The following is a 21412-nucleotide window of genomic DNA, read 5'->3' on the forward strand; positions in this document are numbered from 1 at the left end:
ATGTGCCACCACCGAGAGGAACCCCTGCCCGATGGCAATCCCCCATGCCCCGGACGCGCCCGCCACCGCCGCCGACCCCACCGTCACCGCCGCTCCCGCCCCCGCCGTCGAGGGCCGTTGGCGGGACCCCTCGCTCACCGCGCAGGCACGCGTCGAGGACCTCATGGGCCGCATGACCCTCGAGGAGAAGACCGCCCAGCTCTACGGCGTGTGGGTGGGCGCCGACGGCGACGGCGACGGCGTCGCGCCGCACCAGAACGACATGGTCGACCCGGTCGACTGGGACACCCTGATCACCCGCGGACTCGGCCAGCTCACCCGCCCGTTCGGCACCGCCCCCGTCGACCCGGCGACCGGCGCCGTGGCCCTGGCCCGCGCCCAGCGGCAGATCGCCGCCGCGAACCGCTTCGGCATCCCGGCGCTCGCCCACGAGGAGTGCCTCGCCGGGTTCACCGCCTGGTCCGCCACCGCCTATCCCGTACCGCTGGCCTGGGGCGCCACCTTCGACCCCGACCTGGTGGCCGCCATGGCCCGCCGCATCGGCGCGGACATGCGCGCCGTCGGCGTGCACCAGGGCCTCGCCCCGGTGCTGGACGTGGTGCGCGACCTCCGATGGGGCCGGGTGGAGGAGACCATCGGCGAGGACCCGTACCTCGTCGCCACGGTCGGCACCGCCTACGTCCGCGGACTGCAGTCCACCGGGATCGTGGCCACCCTGAAGCACTTCGCCGGCTACTCGGCGTCCGCCGGGGCCCGCAACCTGGCCCCGGTCCGCGCCGGCGCCCGGGAGCTCGCGGACGTCGTCCTCCCGCCGTTCGAGATGGCCCTGCGCGACGGCGGCGCCCGCTCGGTGATGCACTCGTACGCCGAGATCGACGGCGTGCCGGCCGCCGCCGACACCCGGCTGCTCACCGGACTGCTGCGGGACACCTGGGGCTTCACCGGCACCGTCGTCGCCGACTACTTCGGCATCGGCTTCCTCGAGACCCTCCACAAGGTCGCCGCCGACCCGGGCGACGCGGCCCGCCTCGCCCTGACCGCCGGAGTCGACGTCGAGCTGCCGACCGTCCGCTCGTACGGCGACGCACTCGTGGAGGCCGTACGGGCGGGGGCCGTGCCCGAGGCCGTCGTGGACCGCGCGCTGCGCCGGGTGCTGCTCCAGAAGTGCGAACTGGGCCTGCTCGACCCCGACTGGTCACCGCTGCCCGACGTGCTCGGGGGAGCGGACGGCGACCCGGAGTCCGTGCGCGGCACCGTCGACCTGGACCCGCCCGCCAACCGGGAGACCGCCCGCCTGGTCGCGGAGCGCTCCTGCGTACTGGCCTCCAACGCGAGCGGCGTCCTCCCGCTCCGCGACGCCCGCCGCATCGCCGTCGTCGGCCCCCGGGCCGACGATCCGCTGGCCATGCTCGGCTGCTACTCCTTCCCCAGCCACGTCGGCGTCTCGCATCCCGGCGTGCCCCTCGGCGTCGACATCCCCACCGTGCTCGCCGCGCTCACCGACGAGTTCCCGGACGCCGCCGTCCGCCACGCCGCCGGCTGCGACGTCGACGGGCCGGACACCTCCGGCATCGCGGAAGCGGTCCGGCTGGCGTCGGACGCCGACGTGTGCGTGGCCGTGCTCGGCGACCGGGCCGGGCTCTTCGGCCGCGGCACCTCCGGCGAGGGCTGCGACGCGGCGGACCTCTCGCTCCCCGGTGTCCAGGCCGCGCTGCTGGACGCCCTGCTGGCCACCGGCACACCGGTGGTGGCCGTCCTGGTGACCGGCCGGCCGTACGCGCTCGGCCGCTGGGCGGACCGGCTCGCGGCCGTCGTGCAGGCCTTCTTCCCCGGCGAGGAGGGCGGCCCGGCGCTGGCCGGCGTGCTGTCCGGACGCGTCAACCCGTCCGGCCGGCTGCCCGTGGGCGTGCCGTACGGGCCGGGCGGCCAGCCCTGGACCTACCTCCAGCCGCCGCTCGGACTCGCAAGCGGCGTGAGCAACCTCGACCCGACCCCGCTGTACCCCTTCGGCCACGGCCTCTCGTACACCACGTTCGCCTGGGAGGCGGGCCCGCCCGCGCCGTCCGAGATCCCGACCGACGGCTCCGCGGACGTCGAGGTCGTCGTGCGCAACACCGGGGACCGCGACGGCGCGGAGGTCGTCCAGCTCTATCTGCACGACCCGGTCGCCCAGACCACCCGGCCGCAGGCACAGCTGATCGGCTACGCCCGGGTGCCCCTCGCGGCCGGCGCGGCGGCCCGGGTCCGCTTCCGCTTCCACACCGACCTCGCCTCGTTCACGGGCGTCGGCGGGCAGCGGATCGTCGAACCGGGCGACGTGGAGCTCCGGTTCGCCGCGTCCAGCGCGGCACACGACGTCCGGCACACGGTACGGCTGCGCCTGACGGGCCCGGAGCGCGCCTGCGGCCACGACCGGGTGCTGCACTGCGACACCGAGGTGGCCCCGGTCACCGGCTGACCGGGGCGCACGCCGGAACACCCGGGAGCAGACAGCTCCCGGGGCGTTCCTGCATGTCCTCAGGGCCGGTCACCGCCGCGACGTTCACCGTGCGCGGCCGGTCGCCGTCGAACGCGACCGCGGGGACCGCCCGCCGGACGGAGTGCGCTCCGCGGTGACGGCGGAGAACTCGCGGGCCACCGTCTCGCGGTAGGTGCTGTCGTCGGCGAGCGCCGAGGTGTCGACGGCGGTGCCGATGCGCAGCGCGGCCCGCCTGCCGAGCGCGCCGAGGGTCGCGGCGCCTTCGGCGTGCGTCGCCGGGGCGGCGGCGTGCCCGCCGGCTCCTGGCGCGGCCGACGGGGCGGACGGGGACTGGGCGCCGGTGGCGGGCAGTGCGAAGCCGGTGAGCAGGCCGGCGGTCGCCGCGCCGATCCCGAGGACGCGGGTCACCTCGATCACGGACGATCCCTTCGGTGGGACGGAGTCTGCGGTGAGTACGCCTCGAACGAGGTGCTCAGAACGAAAATCCCGAAAGTTTCGGCAGTTGTTCCGTAAGTTTTGGTCAGATCCTGGGAACCCAGAGCCCGGGAACCCAGCGCCTGGGAAATCGCCGGTCAATGCCCTTGCACGGAACTCGCGCCGGCGGGTGTGTGAGCCCCCGCGAGACCGGCGGGAGATGCGATCCTCGGACCAGGACGCATCCGAACGCCGTCGGCGCAGGGAGGCCTGACCGCATGTCAGAGAACGGGTCGCAGAGCAGGTCGCGACAGAGGGCGCGGCAGCGCTCGCGGCAGCCGTCGCAGGGAAGCGGCTGGGCGAATCCGCTGCGGGACCCGCTCGACCGCCGACTGCCCCGTATCGCCGGTCCCTCCGGACTGGTGATCTTCGGGGTCACCGGTGACCTGTCGCGCAAGAAGCTCATGCCCGCCGTCTACGACCTGGCCAACCGGGGGCTGCTGCCGCCCGGCTTCTCGCTCGTCGGCTTCGCCCGCCGCGAGTGGCAGGACCAGGACTTCGCGGAGGAGGTGCACCAGGCCGTCCGGGACCACGCCCGCACCCCCTTCCGCGAGGAGGTCTGGCAGCAGCTCTCGGAGGGAATGCGGTTCGTCCAGGGCGACTTCGGCGACAACGCCGCGTTCGAGCAGCTGAAGACGACCGTCGAGGAACTGGACCGGGCGCAGGGCACCGGCGGGAACTTCGCGTTCTACCTTTCCGTACCGCCGAAGTTCTTCCCCGAAGTCGTCCAGCAGCTCAAGGACCATGGGCTGTCGGACGCACCCGAGGGGTCCTGGCGCCGGGCGGTCATCGAGAAGCCGTTCGGCCACGACCTGGACAGCGCCTGCGACCTCAACGAGATCGTGCACGAGGTGTTCGCGCCCGACGAGGTCTTCCGGATCGACCACTACCTGGGCAAGGAGACCGTCCAGAACATCCTGGCGCTGCGGTTCGCCAACACGCTCTTCGAGCCGATCTGGAACCGGTCGTACGTCGACCATGTCCAGATCACGATGGCCGAGGACATCGGCATCGGCGGCCGCGCCGGCTACTACGACGGCATCGGCGCCGCCCGTGACGTGATCCAGAACCACCTCCTCCAGCTGCTGGCGCTGACCGCGATGGAGGAGCCCGCCTCCTTCGACGCCGCCTCTCTCGTCACCGAGAAGCTCAAGGTCTTCAAGGCCGTCCGACTCCCGGCCGATCTGGCCCGGTCCACCGTGCGCGCGCAGTACACCGGGGGCTGGCAGGGCGGCGAGAAGGTCCTCGGCTACCTCCAGGAGGAGGGCATCGCCCCCGACTCCCGGACCGACACCTACGCCGCGGTCAAGCTGGGGATCGACAACCGCCGCTGGGCCGGCGTCCCGTTCTATCTGCGTACCGGCAAGCGGCTCGGCCGCCGTGTCACCGAGATCGCCGTCGTCTTCCAGCGCGCCCCGCACTCGCCGTTCGGCTCCACCGCCACGGAGGAGCTCGGCGAGAACGCGCTCGTCATCCGGGTCCAGCCGGACGAGGGCGTGACGGTGCGGTTCGGCTCCAAGGTGCCGGGTACATCGATGGAGCTGCGCGACGTGACGATGGACTTCGCCTACGGGGAGTCCTTCACGGAGTCCAGCCCCGAGGCGTACGAACGCCTCGTCCTCGACGTGCTGCTGGGGGACGCCAACCTCTTCCCGCGGACGGAGGAGGTGGAGGAGTCGTGGAAGATCCTCGACCCCGTCGAGGAGTTCTGGGACCGCGGCCCGAAGCCGGCGCAGTATCCGGCCGGCACCTGGGGTCCCGCCGAAGCGGACGACATGCTCGCACGAGACGGACGGAGCTGGCGCAGGCCATGAAGACGGACCTCACCGACACCACGGCCAGCAAGATCAACAAGGCGCTCGTCCAGGGCCGCCGCGCGATCGGCACCCCGGCCGTCGGCATGGTGCTCACCCTGGTCATCGTCACCGACGAGGAGAACGCCTACGACGCCATCAAGGCGGCCGGCGACGCCTCCCGAGAACACCCCTCCCGCACCCTCGTCGTCATCAAGCGCCACGCCCGCTCGCCGCGCGAGCGCCACGAGGCCCGCCTCGACGCCGAGGTGCGCCTCGGCGGCGACGCCGGAGCCGGCGAGACGGTGCTGCTGCGCCTGCACGGCGAACTCACCCACCGCGCCGACTCGGTGGTGCTCCCGCTGCTGCTGCCCGACGCCCCCGTGGTCGTCTGGTGGCCGGTGGACGCCCCGCCCGTGCCCGCCCGGGACCCGCTCGGCGCGCTCGCGCAGCGGCGCGTCACCGACGCGTACGCCGTCGAGCGGCCGATCGAGGAGCTGAACGCCCGCGCCGCCGGTTACGAGCCGGGCGACACCGACCTCGCCTGGACCCGGCTCACCCCGTGGCGCTCGATGCTCGCCGCCGCGCTGGACCAGGCCCGGGCCGAGGTCGTCTCCGCCGTGGTCGAGAGCGAGGCCGACAACCCCAGCGCCGAACTGCTCGCCCGCTGGTTCACCGCCCGGCTGGCGGTGCCCGTCGAACAGGTCGTCACCGACGGGCCGGTGGTCACCGCCGTCCGGCTGCGCACCGTGGACGGCGAGATCCACATCGACCGGCCGGAAGGACCCGTCGCCCGGCTGACCATCCCCGGACAGCCCACCCGGGTCCTCGCCCTGAAAGTACGCAGCACCGCCGAACTCATCTCGGAGGAACTGCGCCGGCTCGACCCGGACGAGGCATACGCCGCGGCACTCCACGCCGAGATCACCGCACCCGCGCCGGAAAAGAGTGCGGAAACCGGCTGAGACAACTCTCCGCAATTGCGCGGTGACCCGACGAAAGGGGTGGAGTGCGAGGGCCGCTCCACCCCTGTGGAATCTTCGTGAGTCACCGTCAAACGAGCCGGGCCTGCCGGGAATCTGCACACTGAATGCTCAGGCGGCACACGGTCTCCTCATCCTGATCTCCCCGTTGACCTGCAAGTATCGCCCTCTGGGCGGGAATGTCCACTTCGCCGTCGAGCCCCTGCGCACCGCCGTGGGCCACGAGTTCGACCATTTGGTGAAGGAAATGCCGCAGAGTCATGCAGGCACGTCCACGGGGCGGTAATGAGCAGCCGCTTTCTGTACGGATCCGCTCTTCGTGATTGGCCGCTCAACGGCCCTACATGCTTTGATCCTTCGCACTGCGGGATTCGACGACGGTTCCCGGATCCGGGAATCCCCCCACGCCCGCTGGGCGGCCGGTGGCGCTCTTTTCGCGCGGCCGGGCGCAGCAATACAGAAATATCCACCCCGAAGGGAACTTCTCATGAGCTTCGTCCCCACCCAGGAGATCGCCGACTCCGAGCTGGACAACATCGCGGGCGGTCTCCACAGCGCCACGGTGAGCAACGCCACCGCCGCCCTTGACACGATCGCCCCGGTCTCCGGCACCATCGGCACCGTGACCGGCGTCGTCGAGGGCGCGACCGGCATCAACTCCGCGGCCATCACCGGCCCGGTCACCGGCCTCGTCGCCGGCCTGTAAGACCCACGGCTCGCCGGCATCCGCTCTGCCGGCATCGCCGAGCCGTGTGCCCCGGAGCCGGCCAGGTTCCGGGGCACACGGCCGCGCGTGGTCGCGGGTGTCGCCGCGCGCCGTTCCCCGTAGTCCCCGGCAGTCGAGGGAAGAGCAACGTGCAGTTCCGCCAACAGGCCCTTTCCAAGCTGCAGTCGCCGGAAGAGATCGATCTTCCCGTGCGGTTCGCCCGGCCGCAGGGGCTGCTCGTGCTCGTCGTCACCGTCGTCGTGATGATCGCCGCGGGCGGGTGGGCCGTGGCGGGCACGGTCTCCTCCACGCTGGACGCGCCCGGCATCCTCACCCACGCCCAGGGCAGTTACGTACTCCAGAGTCCCGTCGCCGGACAGGTCACCGCCGTCCTCGCGGAGGAGGGCGACCGGGTCCGCGCCGACGCGCCCCTGCTCAAGGTCCGCACCGCGCAGGGAGACACCGTCGTCCGTACCGTCGCCGCCGGCCGGCTGACCGCTCTCGTCGCCACCATCGGGTCCGTCGTCACCCCGGGCTCGGACGTCGCGGCGGTCGAGCGGATCGAGGAGGCGGGCGACCCCCTGATGGCCGTGCTGTACGTCCCCGCCGAGAAGGGCAGTTCGGTCCCGGTCGGCGCCAAGGTGGACCTCAGCGTCCAGTCGGTGGCGAGCCGGCGGTACGGAGTGCTGCGCGGCCGGGTGAAGTCGGTCGGCAGGACCGCCCAGACCCGGCAGCGGATCACCGCCTTCCTCGGCAGCAGCCAGCTGGGCGAGCAGTTCTCCGCGGCCGGCCGGCCCGTCGCCGTGCTGGTCACACTGGACCGCGCGGAAGGCACCGAGTCCGGCTACCGGTGGTCGTCGTCCGACGGGCCGCCGTACCCGCTCGAATCCATGACCCTGACCGGCGGCGCCGTCCACCTCGCAGAGCAGCGCCCGATCGATTGGCTGCTGCCGTGACCCAGACCGACCACAACACCCCCGCCCCGCAACAGCAGTTGCCGCCCGCCGGCCGCGGCAGACACCGGCCCCGGACCGCCGCGCCCGGCGGCCGGCGCGGATCGCGCCGCGCCGCACCGCCGCCGCGCCGCAGGCAGCGCGCCGCCAAGACCCGCGCCGTCCGCACCCCCACCGTGCTCCAGATGGAGGCCGTGGAGTGCGGCGCCGCCGCCCTCGCCATGGTCCTCTCCCACTACGGGCGCCATGTGCCGCTCGAGGAGCTGCGGATCGCCTGCGGCGTATCCCGGGACGGCTCGCGCGCCAGCAACGTGCTCAAGGCGGCCCGCAGTTACGGCCTGACCGCCAAAGGCATGCAGATGGAGGCGTCCGCGCTCGCCGAGGTGCAGCCGCCCGCCATCCTGTTCTGGGAGTTCAACCACTACGTCGTCTACGACGGCCAGGCACGCCGGTTCGGCCGCCGCGGCGTGCACATCAACGACCCCGACAAGGGCCGCCGGTTCATACCGGCGGAGGACTTCGACACCAGTTTCACCGGGGTCGCCCTGGTCCTCGAACCCGACCGGAACTTCCGTAAGGGCGGCCGCAAACCGGGCATCATGTCCGCCGTCCCCGGACGGCTGCGCGGGACCACGGGCACCCTGTTCGCCGCCTTCCTCGCCAGCCTGCTCCTCGTCGCCGTCGGCGCGGCCGTCCCCGCGCTCAGCCGCACCTACATCGACATGTTCCTGATCGGCGGCCGGACCTCACTGCTCGGGACGCTCTTCACCGCCATGGCCGTGATGGTGGCGCTGACCGCCGTGCTGACCGGGCTGCAACAGTCCAACCTGCTGCGCGGCCGGCTCATCTCCTCCACCCTGAGCAGTGCCCGCTTCCTGCGTCATCTGCTGCGCCTGCCCGTCACGTTCTTCGCCCAGCGCAGCCCGGCCGACCTCGTGCAGCGGCTGCAGTCCAACGACGCCGTGGCCGAGACCCTGGCCCGCGACCTGGCGGCGGCCGCGGTGGACGGCGTCGTGGTCGTCCTCTATGCCGCGCTGCTGTGGAGCTACGACCCCCAGCTCACCGTCGTGGGCGTGCTCATCGCGCTCCTCAACATCGTGGCGATGCGCATCGTCATCCGGCTGCGCGCCACCCACACCCAGAAGCTGCGCGCCGACAGCGCCCGCCTCACCAACACCTCGTACACCGGCCTCCAGCTCATCGAGACCATGAAGGCGACCGGCGCGGAGAACGGCTTCTTCCGCCGCTGGGCCGGCCAGCACGCCACCACCCTCGACGTGCAGCAGCGCCTCGGCGTGCCCAGCGCGGTCCTGGCCGTCGTCGCGCCCACCCTCGCCACCCTCAACAGCGCGCTCATCCTCTGGATCGGCGGACTGCGGGCCGTCGAAGGCCACATATCGATCGGTCTCCTGGTCGCCTTCCAGGCCCTGGTGGCCCGCTTCACGGCCCCGATCACCCGGCTCAACGGAGTGGCCGGCCGGATCCAGGACTTCGCCGCCGACATGACCCGGCTCAAGGACGTGGAGAGCTTCCCCGTCGACCCCCTCTACTCCCGCGACGAGCCCGACCCCAGCAGCCGCCGGCTCAAGGGCCACGTCACGCTCGACAACATCACCTTCGGCTACAGTCCGCTCGACGCACCGCTGCTCAGCGGCTTCTCCCTCACCGTAGGACCGGGCCGGCAGGTCGCCCTCGTCGGCGGCTCCGGCAGCGGCAAGTCCACCGTCTCCCGGCTGATAGCGGGCCTCTACAGCCCGTGGGAGGGAACCATCCGCATCGACGGACGGCTCCTCGCGGACATCCCGCGCGGCGCGCTCGCCGCCTCCGTCTCCTTCGTGGACCAGGACATCTTCCTCTTCGAGGGCACCGTCCGCGACAACGTGACCCTGTGGGACCCGTCCGTCCCCGACGAGGCGGTGGAGGCCGCGCTGCGGGACGCCGCCGTCCACGACGTGGTGATGCGCCGTCCCGAAGGCATCCACAGCCGCGTCGACCAGGACGGGCGCAACTTCTCCGGCGGACAGCGCCAGCGTCTGGAGATCGCCCGCGCCCTGGTGCGCCGGCCGAGCATCCTGGTCCTCGACGAGGTCACCAGCGCCCTCGACGCCGAGACCGAGCGGGTCATCATCGACAACCTGCGCCGGCGCGGCTGCGCCTGCGTCGTGATCGCCCACCGGCTGAGCACCGTGCGCGACAGCGACGAGATCGTCGTGCTGGACCACGGCACCGTCGTCGAACGCGGCCGCCACGAGGACCTGGTGGCCGCCCAGGGCCCGTACGCCCAGCTGGTCAAGGAGCACTGACGTGTCGTCCGTCCACCCGCCGCCCGCCGGCGGCCACCACCAGGCTCCCGCACAGACCGACCCCGTGATCCACGCGCTCGGCGGACTCGGCACGCACGTCGACTGCACCGGCCTGCGCAGCCTGCCGCTCGAAGGGCCGCTGGTGCTGTGGCTCGTCATGGGCGGCACGCTGGACCTGTTCGCCGTGGACGCCACCGAACAGGGCCACTGGCACTTCCTCGGCCGCCTCGAACCGGGCACGCTGCTCCTCGGCCCGGTCGAGGGCCCCCGCCACACCCTGACCGGCCGCCCCTCGCAGGACTGCCTGCTGCGCCGGATCCCGCTGCGCGAACTGCACACGCCGGAGTACGGGCAGTACGGGGAGTACGCCGACCCCTACCCGCCCGCGTACCAGGACCCGTACGGCCGCACGGCCGCCACCCAGCTCGAGTACGCCTTCGGGCTCGGCGTCGGCCGCGGCCTCGGGGTGCTCTTCGAGGCGCCGCTGGAGGGGCGCCCGGCCACCGACGAGACCCTGGGCGACGACGACGTCCTGTGGATGCAGGTCGAGCCCGGCAGCGTGCAGTACGGCGCCTCCTACAGCGCGGAGGCGGCGGGCGACCTGCTCGTCGAGGGCGCCATGTGGCAGGGCATGGTGAACCAGCAGTACCGGCTGCTGTCCGCCGTGGACGGCTGGATCGAGGAGCTGGAGCGGGCCCATGAGGACCGCACGGCCGCCGGCATCAAGGCGGGCGCCGACGCCGGCGCCCGCGCCGACGAGGCGCTGCTCGCCTCCATCGGCCGGCCGGACCGGGCCGCGCGCGGCCACGGCGGAGCGGGCCTGGACGACGACACGCTGCTCGCGGTGTGCCGCCATGTCGCCCACGCCGCCGGGATCACGCTGACCGACCCGCCGAAGAGCGGCCCCGTGCAGGACCGCGTCGGCCCCGTCGAGCGCATCGCCGTCGCCTCCCGTGTCCGGACCCGTCCGGTCCGGCTCCAGGGCCGCTGGTGGCGCAGCGACGCGGGGCCGCTCGTCGGCCACCGGGCCGCCTCCGGCGCACCCGTCGCCCTGCTCTGGCGCCGCGGACGCTACGAGGCGGTCAACCCGGTCACCGGCTCCCGGACCCGGATCGGCAAGGAGAACGCGGACGAGTTCGAGGAGCGGGCCGTCATGTTCTACCGGCCGCTGCCCGAGCGGCCCGCGAACGTGCGCCGACTGGTCGCCTTCAGCCTCCGCGGCACCCGCATGGACCTGCGGAACCTGCTGCTCGCCGGCCTCGTCACCGTCGTGCTCGGCGCGCTCGTGCCCATCGCCACCGGACAGATCCTCGGCGTGTACGTGCCGAAGGCGCAGACCGGCCTGATCGTCCAGGTCGCCCTCGCCGTCATGATCACCAGCATCGTCTCGGCCGCGTTCATGCTGCTGCAGAATCTGACCGTGCTGCGGATGGAGGGCCGTATCGAGAGCACCCTCCAGCCCGCCGTCTGGGACCGGCTGCTGCGGCTGCCGACCAGGTTCTTCGCCGAGCGGTCGACCGGCGAGCTGGCGAGCGCCGCCATGGGCATCAGCTCGATCCGCCGGGTCCTGTCCGGTATCGGCCCCATCGCCCTGCAGTCCACCACCGTCGGCGCGATGAACATCGGACTGCTGCTCTGGTACAGCGTGCCGCTGGCGCTCGCCGCCATCTCCATGCTCCTCGTCATCGGCGCCGTCTTCCTCGGCATGGGCCTGTGGCAGGTCCGCTGGCAGCGCCGGCTGGTGGAGCTGAACAACAAGCTCAACAACCAGGCGTTCCAGACCCTGCGGGGTCTGCCGAAACTGCGGGTCGCGGCGGCGGAGAGCTTCGCGTACGCCGCCTGGGCACGGCGGTTCGCGCGCTCCCGGGAACTCCAGCAGCGGGTGGGCCGCATCAAGAACCTGACCACCGTGCTGGACTCCGTCTATCTGCCGCTCTGCTCCCTCGTCATGTTCATGCTGCTCGCGGGCCCGGCCCGGGGCACGATGTCGGCGGGCGAGTTCCTCACCTTCAGCACAGCCGTCACCATGCTGCTGACCTCGGTCACCCAGCTCACCGGCGTGCTCGTCTCCGCGGCGGCCGCGCTGCCCATGTTCGAGCTGGTGCGCCCCATCCTGGACGAGGCTCCGGAGGTGCGCGGAGCCGGCGCGCAGCCCGGCACGCTGTCCGGCGCGATCGAGGTGCGGGGTCTGACGTTCCGTTACGCCGACGACGGCCCGCCCGTCCTCGACGACGTGTCGCTGACCGTGCGGCCGGGGGAGTTCGTCGCCGTCGTCGGGCCCAGCGGCTGCGGCAAGTCGACCCTGCTGCGGCTGCTCATCGGCTTCGACCGTCCCGCCTCGGGAACCGTCCTCTACGACGGCCAGGACCTGGCCGCCCTGGACCCCGCCGCGGTACGCCGGCAGTGCGGTGTGGTGCTCCAGAACGCGCAGCCGCTGACCGGGTCGATCCTCGACTGCATCAGCGGCGCCGAGACGTTCTCCCAGGACGAGGTGTGGGAGGCCGCCGAGATGGCCGGCCTCGCCGAGGACATCAGGCGGATGCCGATGGGCCTGCACACCCTGATCTCGTCCGGCGGCGCGATCTCGGGCGGCCAGCGGCAGCGGCTGATGATCGCCCAGGCGCTGGTGCGCCGGCCGCGCGTCCTCTTCTTCGACGAGGCGACCAGCGCCCTGGACAACGAGACGCAGCGCGTCGTCATCGAGAGCACCCGCCGGCTGGACGCCACCCGCGTCGTCATCGCCCACCGGCTCTCCACCGTCATGGACGCGGACCGGGTGATCGTGATGGACGAGGGCCGGGTCGTCGAGGAGGGCCGCCCGGCGGACCTCGTCGCCGACGCGGGCGGCCGGCTGCACGAACTGGTCCGGCGGCAGCTGGCGTGACGTGCCCGCGGCGCGCCTCGCGGTGCGGCTACCGCCTGCGGTGCGTGCCGCCGCCCGTCGCGAGCGCGTCGCCGACGAGCCTGACGCCGCGGGCCAGGCGGCCGAGCTGCGCCAGCTCCACCGCGTACAGCCGGATCGTGTTCTCGATGACCGTCTCGGCCACGCCCAGCGGGGGCAGCTGCACCCGGGACGTCTGCAGGGCCTCCCGCACCGCCCGCATCTCGTGCTGCACCTGGAGCTGTGCGTGCCGGGCCAGCAGGACGGGGTGCCGGTTGAACGCCGAGTAGGCGGCGTAGCGGGCGGGCAGCAGATCGCGCAGCCAGCGGGCGGCGCTGCGTTCCCAGTCGTGACTGCCCGGGGTCTTGACCTGGCAGGGCCAGTCCGGGCTCGTCGTGGAGAGGGGCTGGGACATGGCGTCGCTCCGGGTGGTGCCGATGAACTCTGATCGAGAGAGGGGGCGGCGGTCCCGGCCCAGGGGTTGACCGGAACCGCCGAGGGCATCCGCGGCGGAATGCGGAGCCCGGATTGAACACCCGCGGTACGGCGCGAGGAGGGAGCGCCGTCCCAGGGTGTCCGCTGGTGGAGGGCACGGGTCTCGCCCTCGTCGTGGCACCGGAGTACCCGGCGCCAGAAGTAGTAAATATATATACCGTCGAGTAAGCAAGGGTATGAAAAATTACATGCGGCATCGGGCATGAAAAAGTCCGGTAAGAGACCGGTTCGGGCTGCGAAAAGCAGGCGGGTCAGTCGTCGATGAAGAAGTCGTGCTGATCGGCCGCCTGCTCGTAGCCCTCCAGCCGCAGCTGCGTCCGCCCCGGATCCGCGTCGGCCATCGCCTGCAGCACGGCGGCGGACAGCACGCCCGGGGCCGCGTACGAGTCGAACACCAGCCGCGAGCCCGTCGCCGCCGTCAGCGTCACATCCGCCTCGTCGACCAGCGGGCCGAGCGTCAGATCGGTGATCAGCGCGACCCGCAGCCCCGTGCGGCGGGCCGCCCGCAGCGCCGCCAGCGTCTCGTTGGCGTGCCGCGGCATCGCGAAGGCCAGCACCCACGTCCCGCCGGCCTCCCGGGACTGCAGCAGCGCGTCGTAGGCCACGCTGCCGCCGCGGGTCACCAGCCGTACATCGGGGTGGATACGGCGCGCGGCGTACGCGAAGTACTCCGCGAGCGACACCGAGATCCGCAGCCCCAGGACCGTCAGGGGCACCGACAGCGCCAGCTCCCGCCCGACGCCGAGCACCTGGTCGGTGTCGGCGAGCACCCGCCGCAGGCTCTCCAGGTTCTGGATCTCGGCGTCGACCGCCGCCTGGAGCTCGTTGCGGCGGATCTCCGCCCGGCCCTCGGGCGGACCGGCGACCGTGCTCAGCGCGATCGGCTGCAACGCCTCCCGCAGCGCCGGATACCCGGTGTAGCCGAGCGAGGTGGCGAACCGGGTCACCGACGGCTGGCTCACCCCGACGCGCTCCGCGAGGTCGGTGATGGAGAGGAAAGCGGCCTCGGGCATGTGGTCGATGATGTACTGGGCGATGCGCCGCTGGCCGGGGGAGAGGCGGTGGCCGCCGAGCAGTGCCAGCACCCGTTCAGCAGGAGCCGGCTCCTGCTCCTCCGACGGCCCGCCCGGGGTGATCGCGGCCGCCTGCGCACGTTCCTGCTGCCCTGATGGCACCGGTGTGCCCCCTTCTGTGTCCAGCCCGTTGCTCAACATAGCCCAATCCCCCGGCCCGTCAGGATGCTCGTCCGCACAGCAGACGCTCCCGAGTCCGCCGAACACAAGGAGATGCGCCGCCCCGCCGCCCGGGAGCATGCTGGCAGGGTGACCTGGTACGGCAAGGGCGGGCCGGGGCCGCCCGCCGAGCACGGTCCGGACCCCGTGGGCACGGGCGGGCGGGACCCGCGGAGGAACGAGCTCGCCATGGTCCTCGCCCAGGCGGAGGTGAGCGCCATCGAGGCCGTCGGAGGCTTCGCGGGCGGCCTCTACCTGCGCTCCCGCTCCCCGGAACAGCTGCGGCTCGCCGTGATCGCGGGCCTGCCGCTCCACCTCTTCCGCCACTGGTGGACCATGCACGTCAACCGCCCGTTCCCGCACTCCGACGTCTACCGCTCCGGCCAGCCCGTCCACCTGGGCGACGCCGAGGAGGCCATGCGCCGCTACCCGCAGCTCATGGCGGGCCTGCCGTTCCCCTTCGGCTCGCTGTACGTGCCCGTCTCCCACGAGCGCGAATGCTTCGGCGTCCTCACGGTGCTCCGACCGGCCACCCCCGGCGTGCCGGTCTCCGACGCCGACCGGCGGCGCATCCACGAGGTGGGCGCCCGGCTCGGCGCCACGCTGGCGGACATGGCGCCGCACCGGCCCCGTATCGAGTGGGACGCCGAACCGCTCGCCGTGACCCTGCAGTCCCTGGGCTCGCCGCCGCTGCGCATCGGCGCGTTCGACTGGAACCTCGAGGCCGGCACCGTCACCGGTGACGAGGGCTGGCGCACCATCCTCGCCGTACAGGAGGAGGACCTTCCCCTCACCGCGGAGGACGTGGCCGCGCGGATGGAGGCGGAGGACGCCTACGGGCTGTGGGCCCTCGGACACCGGTCCGCCGAGTCCGACCAGCCGGTCACCCGCAGGATGCGGCTGCAGGGAGCCGACGGCCGGCCGCATCTGATCGAGCTGACGGGCCGCCGCAGCCGGCCCTCCGACGGCACCGGGGCCACGCACCTGACGGGCTGTCTCATCGACCTCGGCGCCGGTCCGGTCGTCGCCGAATCCGCCGACCGGCTCCCCTTCGGCGTGTGTTCGCTCGACCGCCTCGGCCGGATCACCTACATGAACGACATCGCGGAGCGGCTCCTCGGCCGGCAGCGGCCCGATCTGATCGGCCGCGTCCTGTGGGAAGCCGTCGACCTCTTCGGGCCCGCCCAGGAGGACCACTACCGGGCCGCGCTGCTCGCCCCCGACCCGGTCCGGTTCCAGGTCCTGCACACCGACGCATGGCTCTCCGTCGCCCTCTATCCGGACATCGAGGGGCTGACCGTGACCCTCACCCGGTCGGATCAGCCCGCCTACGCGCCCAGCTCCGTGGTCAGCCCCGGCGCCGGCGTCGGATCACCGGCGGACCGGGCCGTGGCCCTCTACCGCCCGGTCGCCCTCGCCATCGCGCTCACCGAGGCGGTCACGGCCCGTCAGGTGTCCGCCGTGGTCACCGAGGAGCTGCTGCCCGCCTTCGGCGGCCGCCAGCTGGCGATCTACCTGCTGAGCAACCGCCATCTCCACCTCGCCTGGGAGACCGGCTTCCCCAGAGGCTTCCTCAACCGCTTCGAAGGCGTCGGGCTCGACGCGAAACTGCCCGGTGTCGAGACCCTCACCTCCGGCCGTCCCCTCTTCTTCGAGTCGATGCGGCATCTGGCCGGCGCCTACCCCGGCATCCCCCTCGACGCCCACGTCGGCGCCAGGGCCTTTCTGCCGCTGATCGCCTCCGGCCGCCCCGTCGGCTCGTGCATCCTCGGCTTCGACCAGCCCCGCGGCTTCAGCCCGGAGGAGCGCACGGTCCTCACCGCGCTCGCCGGACTCATCGCCCAGGCCCTCGAACGAGCCCAGCGCTACGACTCGGAGGCGGCCCTCGCCCGGGGCCTCCAGGACGCCCTGCTGCCGCACCGGCTGCCCGTCGTCGAGCAGCTCGACACCGTGGGCCGGTATCTCGCGGGCACCCAGGGCATGGAGGTCGGCGGCGACTGGTACGACGTCATCGACACCGGCGGCGTACCGGCACTGATCATCGGCGATGTCCAGGGACACGGCGTGCAGGCCGCCGCCGCCATGGGGCAACTGCGCAGCGCCGTCAGGGCACTCGCCGTCAGCGGCCACACCCCCGTCGAGGTGATGAGCGGCACCAACCGGCTGATGATCGACCTCGACCCCGGCCTGTTCGCCAGCTGCTGCTACATCAGGCTCGACCCGGCCACCGGCCGTGCCCTGGCCGTCCGCGCGGGCCACCTCCAGCCGCTGCTGCGCCATCCGGACGGCAGGACGGAGGTCCTCGACCTGCCCGGCGGCGTGGTCCTCGGCGTCGACGCCCACGCGGTCTATCCGGCGACCGACCTGACACTGGAACCCGGCGCGGTGCTCGCCCTCTTCACCGACGGCCTCGTCGAACAGCCGGGCACCGACATCGACCTGGGCATCGAGCGGCTGCGCCGCACACTCTCCGACCTGGGCTCCGGCCCGCTCGCCGACACCGCGGACCGGCTCATCAACCAGGCCCGGCAGAACGCGGATCGCCCCGACGACATCGCGCTGCTCCTCGCGGCCCGCTGGTCGGCACCCGCCCGACTTCCGGACGAGAGCCCCTAGCATGGACGTATGACCGGCCACCCGGCGCCCAACCCGCCCCCCGGACCGGACGACGACGACTTCCCGGACCGCACCGCCCCGCACTGCGCCGGGCTCGGCGAGCTGGACGCGGCCGTCAGCCGGTGCCGGGCCTGCCCGCGGCTGGTGGCCTGGCGGGAACAGGTCGCGGAAACCCGGCGGGCGGCGTTCGCCGACCGGGAGTACTGGGGCAGGCCGGTGCCCGGCTTCGGACCCGCCGACGCGTCGCTCGCCGTCGTCGGACTCGCCCCCGCCGCACACGGCGGCAACCGCACCGGCCGCATGTTCACCGGCGACGACTCCGGCGACGTGCTCTTCGCCGCCCTGCACACCGTCGGGCTCGCCTCGCAGCCGACGTCCACGCACCGCGGCGACGGCCTCGTCCTGCACGGCGTACGCGTCACCGCGCCCGTCCACTGCGCCCCGCCGCAGAACCGGCCCACGCCCGGGGAGCGGGACACCTGCCGCCCGTGGCTCGCGCGCGAGCTGTCGCTGCTGACCGGAGTGCGTGCGGTCGTGGTCCTCGGCGGGTTCGGATGGCAGGCGGTGCTGCCCGTCCTGGAGGCCGCCGGATACCGGCTGCCCCGGCCGCGCCCCGCCTTCGGACACGGCGCCCATGTCGTGCTCCCCGGCGGCGACGGCCGGCCGGCACTCCACCTGCTGGGGTGCTACCACCCGAGCAGACGCAACGTCTTCACCGGCCGGCTCACCTACCCGATGCTCGTCGACGTGCTCCGGCACGCCGCCCGCGTCAGCGGCCTCAAGCCCCGGTAGCAGCCGTCGTGTCCAGCGACTCCAGCACCTTGTCCGGGGTGAGCGGCAGGTCCCGCAGCCGCACGCCCGTCGCGTGCCGCACCGCGTTCGCCACGGCCGCCGCCGTGCCCACGATGCCGATCTCGCCGATGCCCTTGCTGCCCATCGGGTTGAGATGCGGGTCGTCCTCCTCGATCCACCGCGCGTCGATCGAGTGGACGTCGGCGCAGACCGGCACGTGGTACATCGCGAGGTCGCACTCCGCGTAGTCCCCGAAGCGCTCGTCCATGGTGCTGCCCTCCATCAGCGCCATCCCGATGCCCATCGTCATGCCGCCGATGAACTGGGAGCGCGCGGTACGGGCGTTGAGGATGCGGCCCGCCGCGTACACGCCGAGCATCCGGCGCACCGCCACCTCGCCCGTCACCGTGTCGACCTGCACCTCGCAGAACACGGCGCCGAACGCGTGCCGCGCGTGGGCGGGCTCCGCCCCGGTCTCCTCCCGGGTGTCGGCCCTGACCGTCACGCCCTCCGGCGGCAGCTCGCCGCCGGTCTCCGCGAGGCGCTCCGCGAGCCGCGTGCAGGCCTTGTGGACCGCCCAGCCCCAGGACGCGGTGCCGGACGAGCCGCCGGCCAGCGGGGCCTGCGGCAGGTCCGAACTGCCGATCTCGACGGACACCGACTCCAGGGGCACACCCAGTGCCTCCGCGGCGATCTGCGCGAGCACGGTCCTCGCCCCGGTGCCGATGTCGGTGGCGTTGACCCGGACCACCCGGGCCCCGTCGCGGCCCGCGTGGGCCGTCGCGGACGACGGCGAGACCAGCACGGGATAGGTGCTCGCCGCGACACCGGTGCCGAGCAGCAGATCGCCCTCCCTGGTGACGCCGGGCGCGGCGGCGCGGCGCGGCCAGCCGAAGAGGTCCCGCCCCTGGCGGAGGCATTCGCCGAGATGCCGGCTGCTGAACGGCAGTCCGGAGTCGGGTTCGGTCTCCGGCTCGTTGCGCAGCCGCAGCTCGACCGGGTCCAGCCCGGTGGCGAGGGCGAGTTCGTCCATCGCGCACTCCAGGGCGTACATCCCCGGCGTCTCGCCCGGCGCCCGCATCCACGACGGGGTCGGCACGTCGAGGGCCGTCACCCGGTGCGCCGTACGGCTGCCGGGGGAGACGTACATGACCCGGGCGGGGACCGCGGCCTGCTCCACGAACTCCTTCACCCGCGAGGTCTGGGTGACCACCTCGTGGGCGAGCGCCGTGATCCGGCCGTCGGCGCCGGCGCCGAGCCGGACGCGATGCAGCGTCGGCGCCCGGTGGCCGACGACGGCGGGCATCTGCCGCCGCGGCAGCGACACCTTGACGGGCCGACCGGTGTGGCGGGCGGCCATCGCGGCGAGCACCGCCGGCGGCCTTGGCGTCCCCTTCGACCCGAAACCGCCGCCGACGTGCTCGGACACCGCGGTGACCTGCCCCCGCTCCAGCCCGAACAGCTGCGCCAGCGCGTCCCGGACGGAACCGGAGCCCTGGCTGGAGTCCCACACGGTCAGCCGGCCGTCGTGCCACCTGGCCGTGGCGGCGTGCGGCTCCATCGGATGGTTGTGCAGGGCGGTGATGCCGTACGAGGCGTCGACGCGGACGTCCGCCGACGCGTACGCGCCCTCGAAGTCGCCCCGCTCGCGCACCGCCGGGAAACCGCCGTTGGCCTCCTCGGGCGTGTACAGCCCCGGATGCCGGTCGGTGAGCCGTACGTCGTGCTCCTCGGCCGCGTAGTCGACGCGCAGCGCGGCCGCGGCCGCGCGGGCGTTCTCCAGGGTGTCGGCCACCACCAGGGCGATGTACCAGCCGCGGTGCGGGACACGGTCGTCCTGGAGGAGCCGGAGCGTGGGATCGTCCGGCTCACCGAGCCGGGGCGCGTTCTCGTGGGTGAGCACCGCGATCACCCCGGGCAGCTCCAGCACCTCGTCCGTGTGGACCGCCGTCACCCGGCCCCTGGTGACCGCGGCGGGCACCGGCCGGCCGTACGCGCAGCCCGACGGCGTGTGCTCGGCGGCGTAACGCGCGCGGCCCGCCGCCTTCTCCCGGGCCTCCCGCCGCTCCACGGGCGCGCCCAGCACGGTCGTGGCGGCCGGCCGGGTCATGACCGCTCCCCGGTGTCGTCGGCCGCGGCCAGCCGGCTGAGCACGTCCACGGCGAGATTGCGGGCGAGCCGCACCTTGAACGCGTTGTCCCGCAACGGCCGCGCCGCCACCAGCTCCGCCTCGGCCGCCCGTACGAACGTCTCCCGGCCGACCGGGGCGCCGGAGAGCCGCTCCTCCGCGCGGCGGGCGCGCCAGGGCCGGTGGGCGAGGCCGCCGAAGGCCAGCGCCGCGTGCCGTACGCGCCCGTCCTCGACCGCGAGGACCGCCGCGACGGAGACGAGGGCGAAGGCGTACGAGGCGCGGTCGCGGGCCTTGCGGTAGGCCGACCGGGCGCCGACCGGGACCGGCGGCAGTTCCACGCCCGTGATCAGCTCGCCGGCCCGGATCTCGGTGTCGGTCTGCGGACGGTCCCCGGGCAGCCGGTGGAAGTCGGTGACCGGCAGCGACCGGTCCCCGTCGGTCGAGTGCAGATGGACCGTGGCGTCGAACGCGGCGAGCGCCACCGCCATGTCCGAGGGGTGCGTGGCGACGCAGTGCTCGGAGTGGCCCAGTACGGCCAGATCGCGGTGGACGCCCTCCCGCGCGGGGCAGCCGGTGCCCGGCGCCCGCTTGTTGCAGGGCTTGGAGATGTCCTGGAAATAGGTGCAGCGGGTGCGCTGCAGCAGGTTCCCACCGGTCGTGGCCGCGTTGCGCAACTGCCCGGAGGCCCCGGCGAGCAGCGCCTGCGACAGCGCGAAGTAGCGCGTACGGACGGCCGGATGGGCCGCGAGATCGCTGTTGCGCACGGCGGCGCCGATGAGCAGGCCGCCTCCCGGCACCCCCTCGACCGTGGCGAGCGGCAGCCGGCTCACGTCGATGAGCGCGTCGGGCGTCGCGACCCCGAGCTTCATCAGGTCCACGAGATTGGTGCCGCCCGCGAGGTACTGCGCCCCGGTGTGCGCGGCGAACGCGGCGACCGCCTCCGCGGCCGTGCCGGGTCGGACATAGGCGAAGGGCTTCACAGGGTCACGTCCTCGATGGCCGCCACGATGTTGACGTACGCGCCGCAGCGGCACAGATTGCCGCTCATGCGCTCGCTGATCTCCTCCTGGGTCAGTTCCACGGGCCCGTCCGCCTTCCGCGGTCCGGTCACCAGCGAGGGCCGGCCCTCGGCCGCCTCCGCCAGCATCGCGACGGCGGAGCAGACCTGGCCCGGAGTGCAGTAGCCGCACTGGAGGGCGTCCCTGGCGACGAACGCCTCCTGCACGGGATGGAGTTCCCCTCCGGGCGCCAGCCCCTCGGCCGTCGTGATGTGCGCCTCGTCGTGGGACACGGCCGGCATCAGACAGCTGTTGACCCGCCGCCCGTCGGCGATCACGGTGCACGAACCGCACTGGCCGTGGTCGCACCCCTTCTTCGGTCCCGTCAGGTCCAGATGCTCGCGCAGGGCGTCCAGGACGGTGGTGCGGTTGTCGAGCGTCAGGGTGTGCCTGACTCCGTTGACATGCAGGGTGACCGTGGAGTGATGGGCGCCCTCGCCGGTCGGGGCGCCCGAGGTCTCCGGTCGGCTGGTTGCGTCCACGCCGCAGCTCTTTCCGGTCGGGTGATGACGTTTT

The 21412-nt window shown here is 73.3% G+C and carries 15 protein-coding genes; 9 read left to right on the top strand and 6 right to left on the bottom strand.

Annotation, left to right across the window (positions count from 1 at the left end):
- Positions 1-31 precede the first annotated feature (31 nt).
- Positions 32-2458, top strand: coding sequence for a glycoside hydrolase family 3 N-terminal domain-containing protein (locus ACFYOP_RS11890; RefSeq protein WP_356897386.1), 2427 nt, complete (start codon positions 32-34; stop codon positions 2456-2458).
- An 84-nt stretch (positions 2459-2542) separates the two neighbouring features.
- On the opposite strand, the gene ACFYOP_RS11895 is transcribed toward ACFYOP_RS11890, so the two are convergent.
- Positions 2543-2896: a hypothetical protein gene (locus ACFYOP_RS11895; RefSeq protein ID WP_356897388.1), complete on the bottom strand. Its 354-nt coding sequence runs from the start codon at positions 2894-2896 to the stop codon at positions 2543-2545.
- A 275-nt stretch (positions 2897-3171) separates the two neighbouring features.
- On the opposite strand from ACFYOP_RS11895, the gene zwf reads away from it, so the two are divergent.
- From zwf to ACFYOP_RS11925, 6 genes are all read left to right on the top strand, one after another.
- Positions 3172-4767, top strand: coding sequence for a glucose-6-phosphate dehydrogenase (zwf, locus tag ACFYOP_RS11900; RefSeq protein WP_356897390.1), 1596 nt, complete (start codon positions 3172-3174; stop codon positions 4765-4767).
- Positions 4764-5711: a glucose-6-phosphate dehydrogenase assembly protein OpcA gene (opcA, locus tag ACFYOP_RS11905; RefSeq protein ID WP_356897392.1), complete on the top strand. Its 948-nt coding sequence runs from the start codon at positions 4764-4766 to the stop codon at positions 5709-5711. The genes zwf and opcA overlap by 4 nt, the downstream gene beginning before the upstream one ends.
- A 505-nt stretch (positions 5712-6216) precedes the next feature.
- Positions 6217-6435 carry a type A2 lantipeptide gene (locus tag ACFYOP_RS11910; protein WP_356897394.1) on the top strand — a complete coding sequence of 73 codons (219 nt, stop codon included), beginning with the start codon at positions 6217-6219 and terminating at the stop codon, positions 6433-6435.
- A 149-nt stretch (positions 6436-6584) separates the two neighbouring features.
- The gene (locus ACFYOP_RS11915) at positions 6585-7391 is read left to right on the top strand and encodes an HlyD family efflux transporter periplasmic adaptor subunit (RefSeq protein ID WP_356897396.1); all 807 of its coding nucleotides are present in this window, start codon (positions 6585-6587) and stop codon (positions 7389-7391) included.
- Complete coding sequence (locus tag ACFYOP_RS11920; RefSeq protein WP_356897398.1) at positions 7388-9691, top strand: NHLP family bacteriocin export ABC transporter peptidase/permease/ATPase subunit; 2304 nt, start codon at positions 7388-7390, stop codon at positions 9689-9691. The genes ACFYOP_RS11915 and ACFYOP_RS11920 overlap by 4 nt, the downstream gene beginning before the upstream one ends.
- Before the next feature lies 1 nt (position 9692).
- Entirely contained in the window at positions 9693-12575 is a 2883-nt protein-coding gene (locus tag ACFYOP_RS11925) for an NHLP bacteriocin export ABC transporter permease/ATPase subunit (RefSeq protein ID WP_356897400.1), read from the top strand.
- Positions 12576-12603: 28 nt separating this feature from the next.
- On the opposite strand, the gene ACFYOP_RS11930 is transcribed toward ACFYOP_RS11925, so the two are convergent.
- The gene (locus ACFYOP_RS11930) at positions 12604-12987 is read right to left on the bottom strand and encodes a hypothetical protein (protein ID WP_356897401.1); all 384 of its coding nucleotides are present in this window, start codon (positions 12985-12987) and stop codon (positions 12604-12606) included.
- A 331-nt stretch (positions 12988-13318) separates the two neighbouring features.
- On the bottom strand, positions 13319-14242 hold the full coding sequence (locus tag ACFYOP_RS11935; RefSeq protein WP_356897402.1) for a MurR/RpiR family transcriptional regulator: 924 nt from the start codon (positions 14240-14242) through the stop codon (positions 13319-13321).
- 111 nt (positions 14243-14353) lie between these two features.
- On the opposite strand from ACFYOP_RS11935, the gene ACFYOP_RS11940 reads away from it, so the two are divergent.
- On the top strand, positions 14354-16915 hold the full coding sequence (locus ACFYOP_RS11940) for a SpoIIE family protein phosphatase (RefSeq protein WP_356897403.1): 2562 nt from the start codon (positions 14354-14356) through the stop codon (positions 16913-16915).
- 9 nt (positions 16916-16924) lie between these two features.
- Complete coding sequence (locus ACFYOP_RS11945; protein WP_356897404.1) at positions 16925-17707, top strand: uracil-DNA glycosylase; 783 nt, start codon at positions 16925-16927, stop codon at positions 17705-17707.
- Here ACFYOP_RS11945 and ACFYOP_RS11950 read toward each other — a convergent pair.
- The 3 genes from ACFYOP_RS11950 to ACFYOP_RS11960 are packed head-to-tail and all read right to left on the bottom strand — an operon-like array spanning position 17694 to position 21378.
- The gene (locus ACFYOP_RS11950) at positions 17694-19817 is read right to left on the bottom strand and encodes a xanthine dehydrogenase family protein molybdopterin-binding subunit (RefSeq protein ID WP_356897405.1); all 2124 of its coding nucleotides are present in this window, start codon (positions 19815-19817) and stop codon (positions 17694-17696) included. The genes ACFYOP_RS11945 and ACFYOP_RS11950 overlap by 14 nt on opposite strands.
- A complete protein-coding gene (locus ACFYOP_RS11955) occupies positions 19814-20818 on the bottom strand; it encodes a xanthine dehydrogenase family protein subunit M (protein ID WP_356897406.1) in 1005 nt (334 codons plus the stop codon). The genes ACFYOP_RS11950 and ACFYOP_RS11955 overlap by 4 nt, the downstream gene beginning before the upstream one ends.
- Positions 20815-21378, bottom strand: a complete 564-nt coding sequence (locus tag ACFYOP_RS11960; RefSeq protein WP_356897407.1) for a 2Fe-2S iron-sulfur cluster-binding protein — start codon at positions 21376-21378, stop codon at positions 20815-20817. The genes ACFYOP_RS11955 and ACFYOP_RS11960 overlap by 4 nt, the downstream gene beginning before the upstream one ends.
- Positions 21379-21412 lie beyond the last annotated feature (34 nt).

Origin of the sequence: Streptomyces sp. NPDC006294 (assembly GCF_042870895.1) — a bacterium.
Taxonomy (GTDB): domain Bacteria; phylum Actinomycetota; class Actinomycetes; order Streptomycetales; family Streptomycetaceae; genus Streptomyces.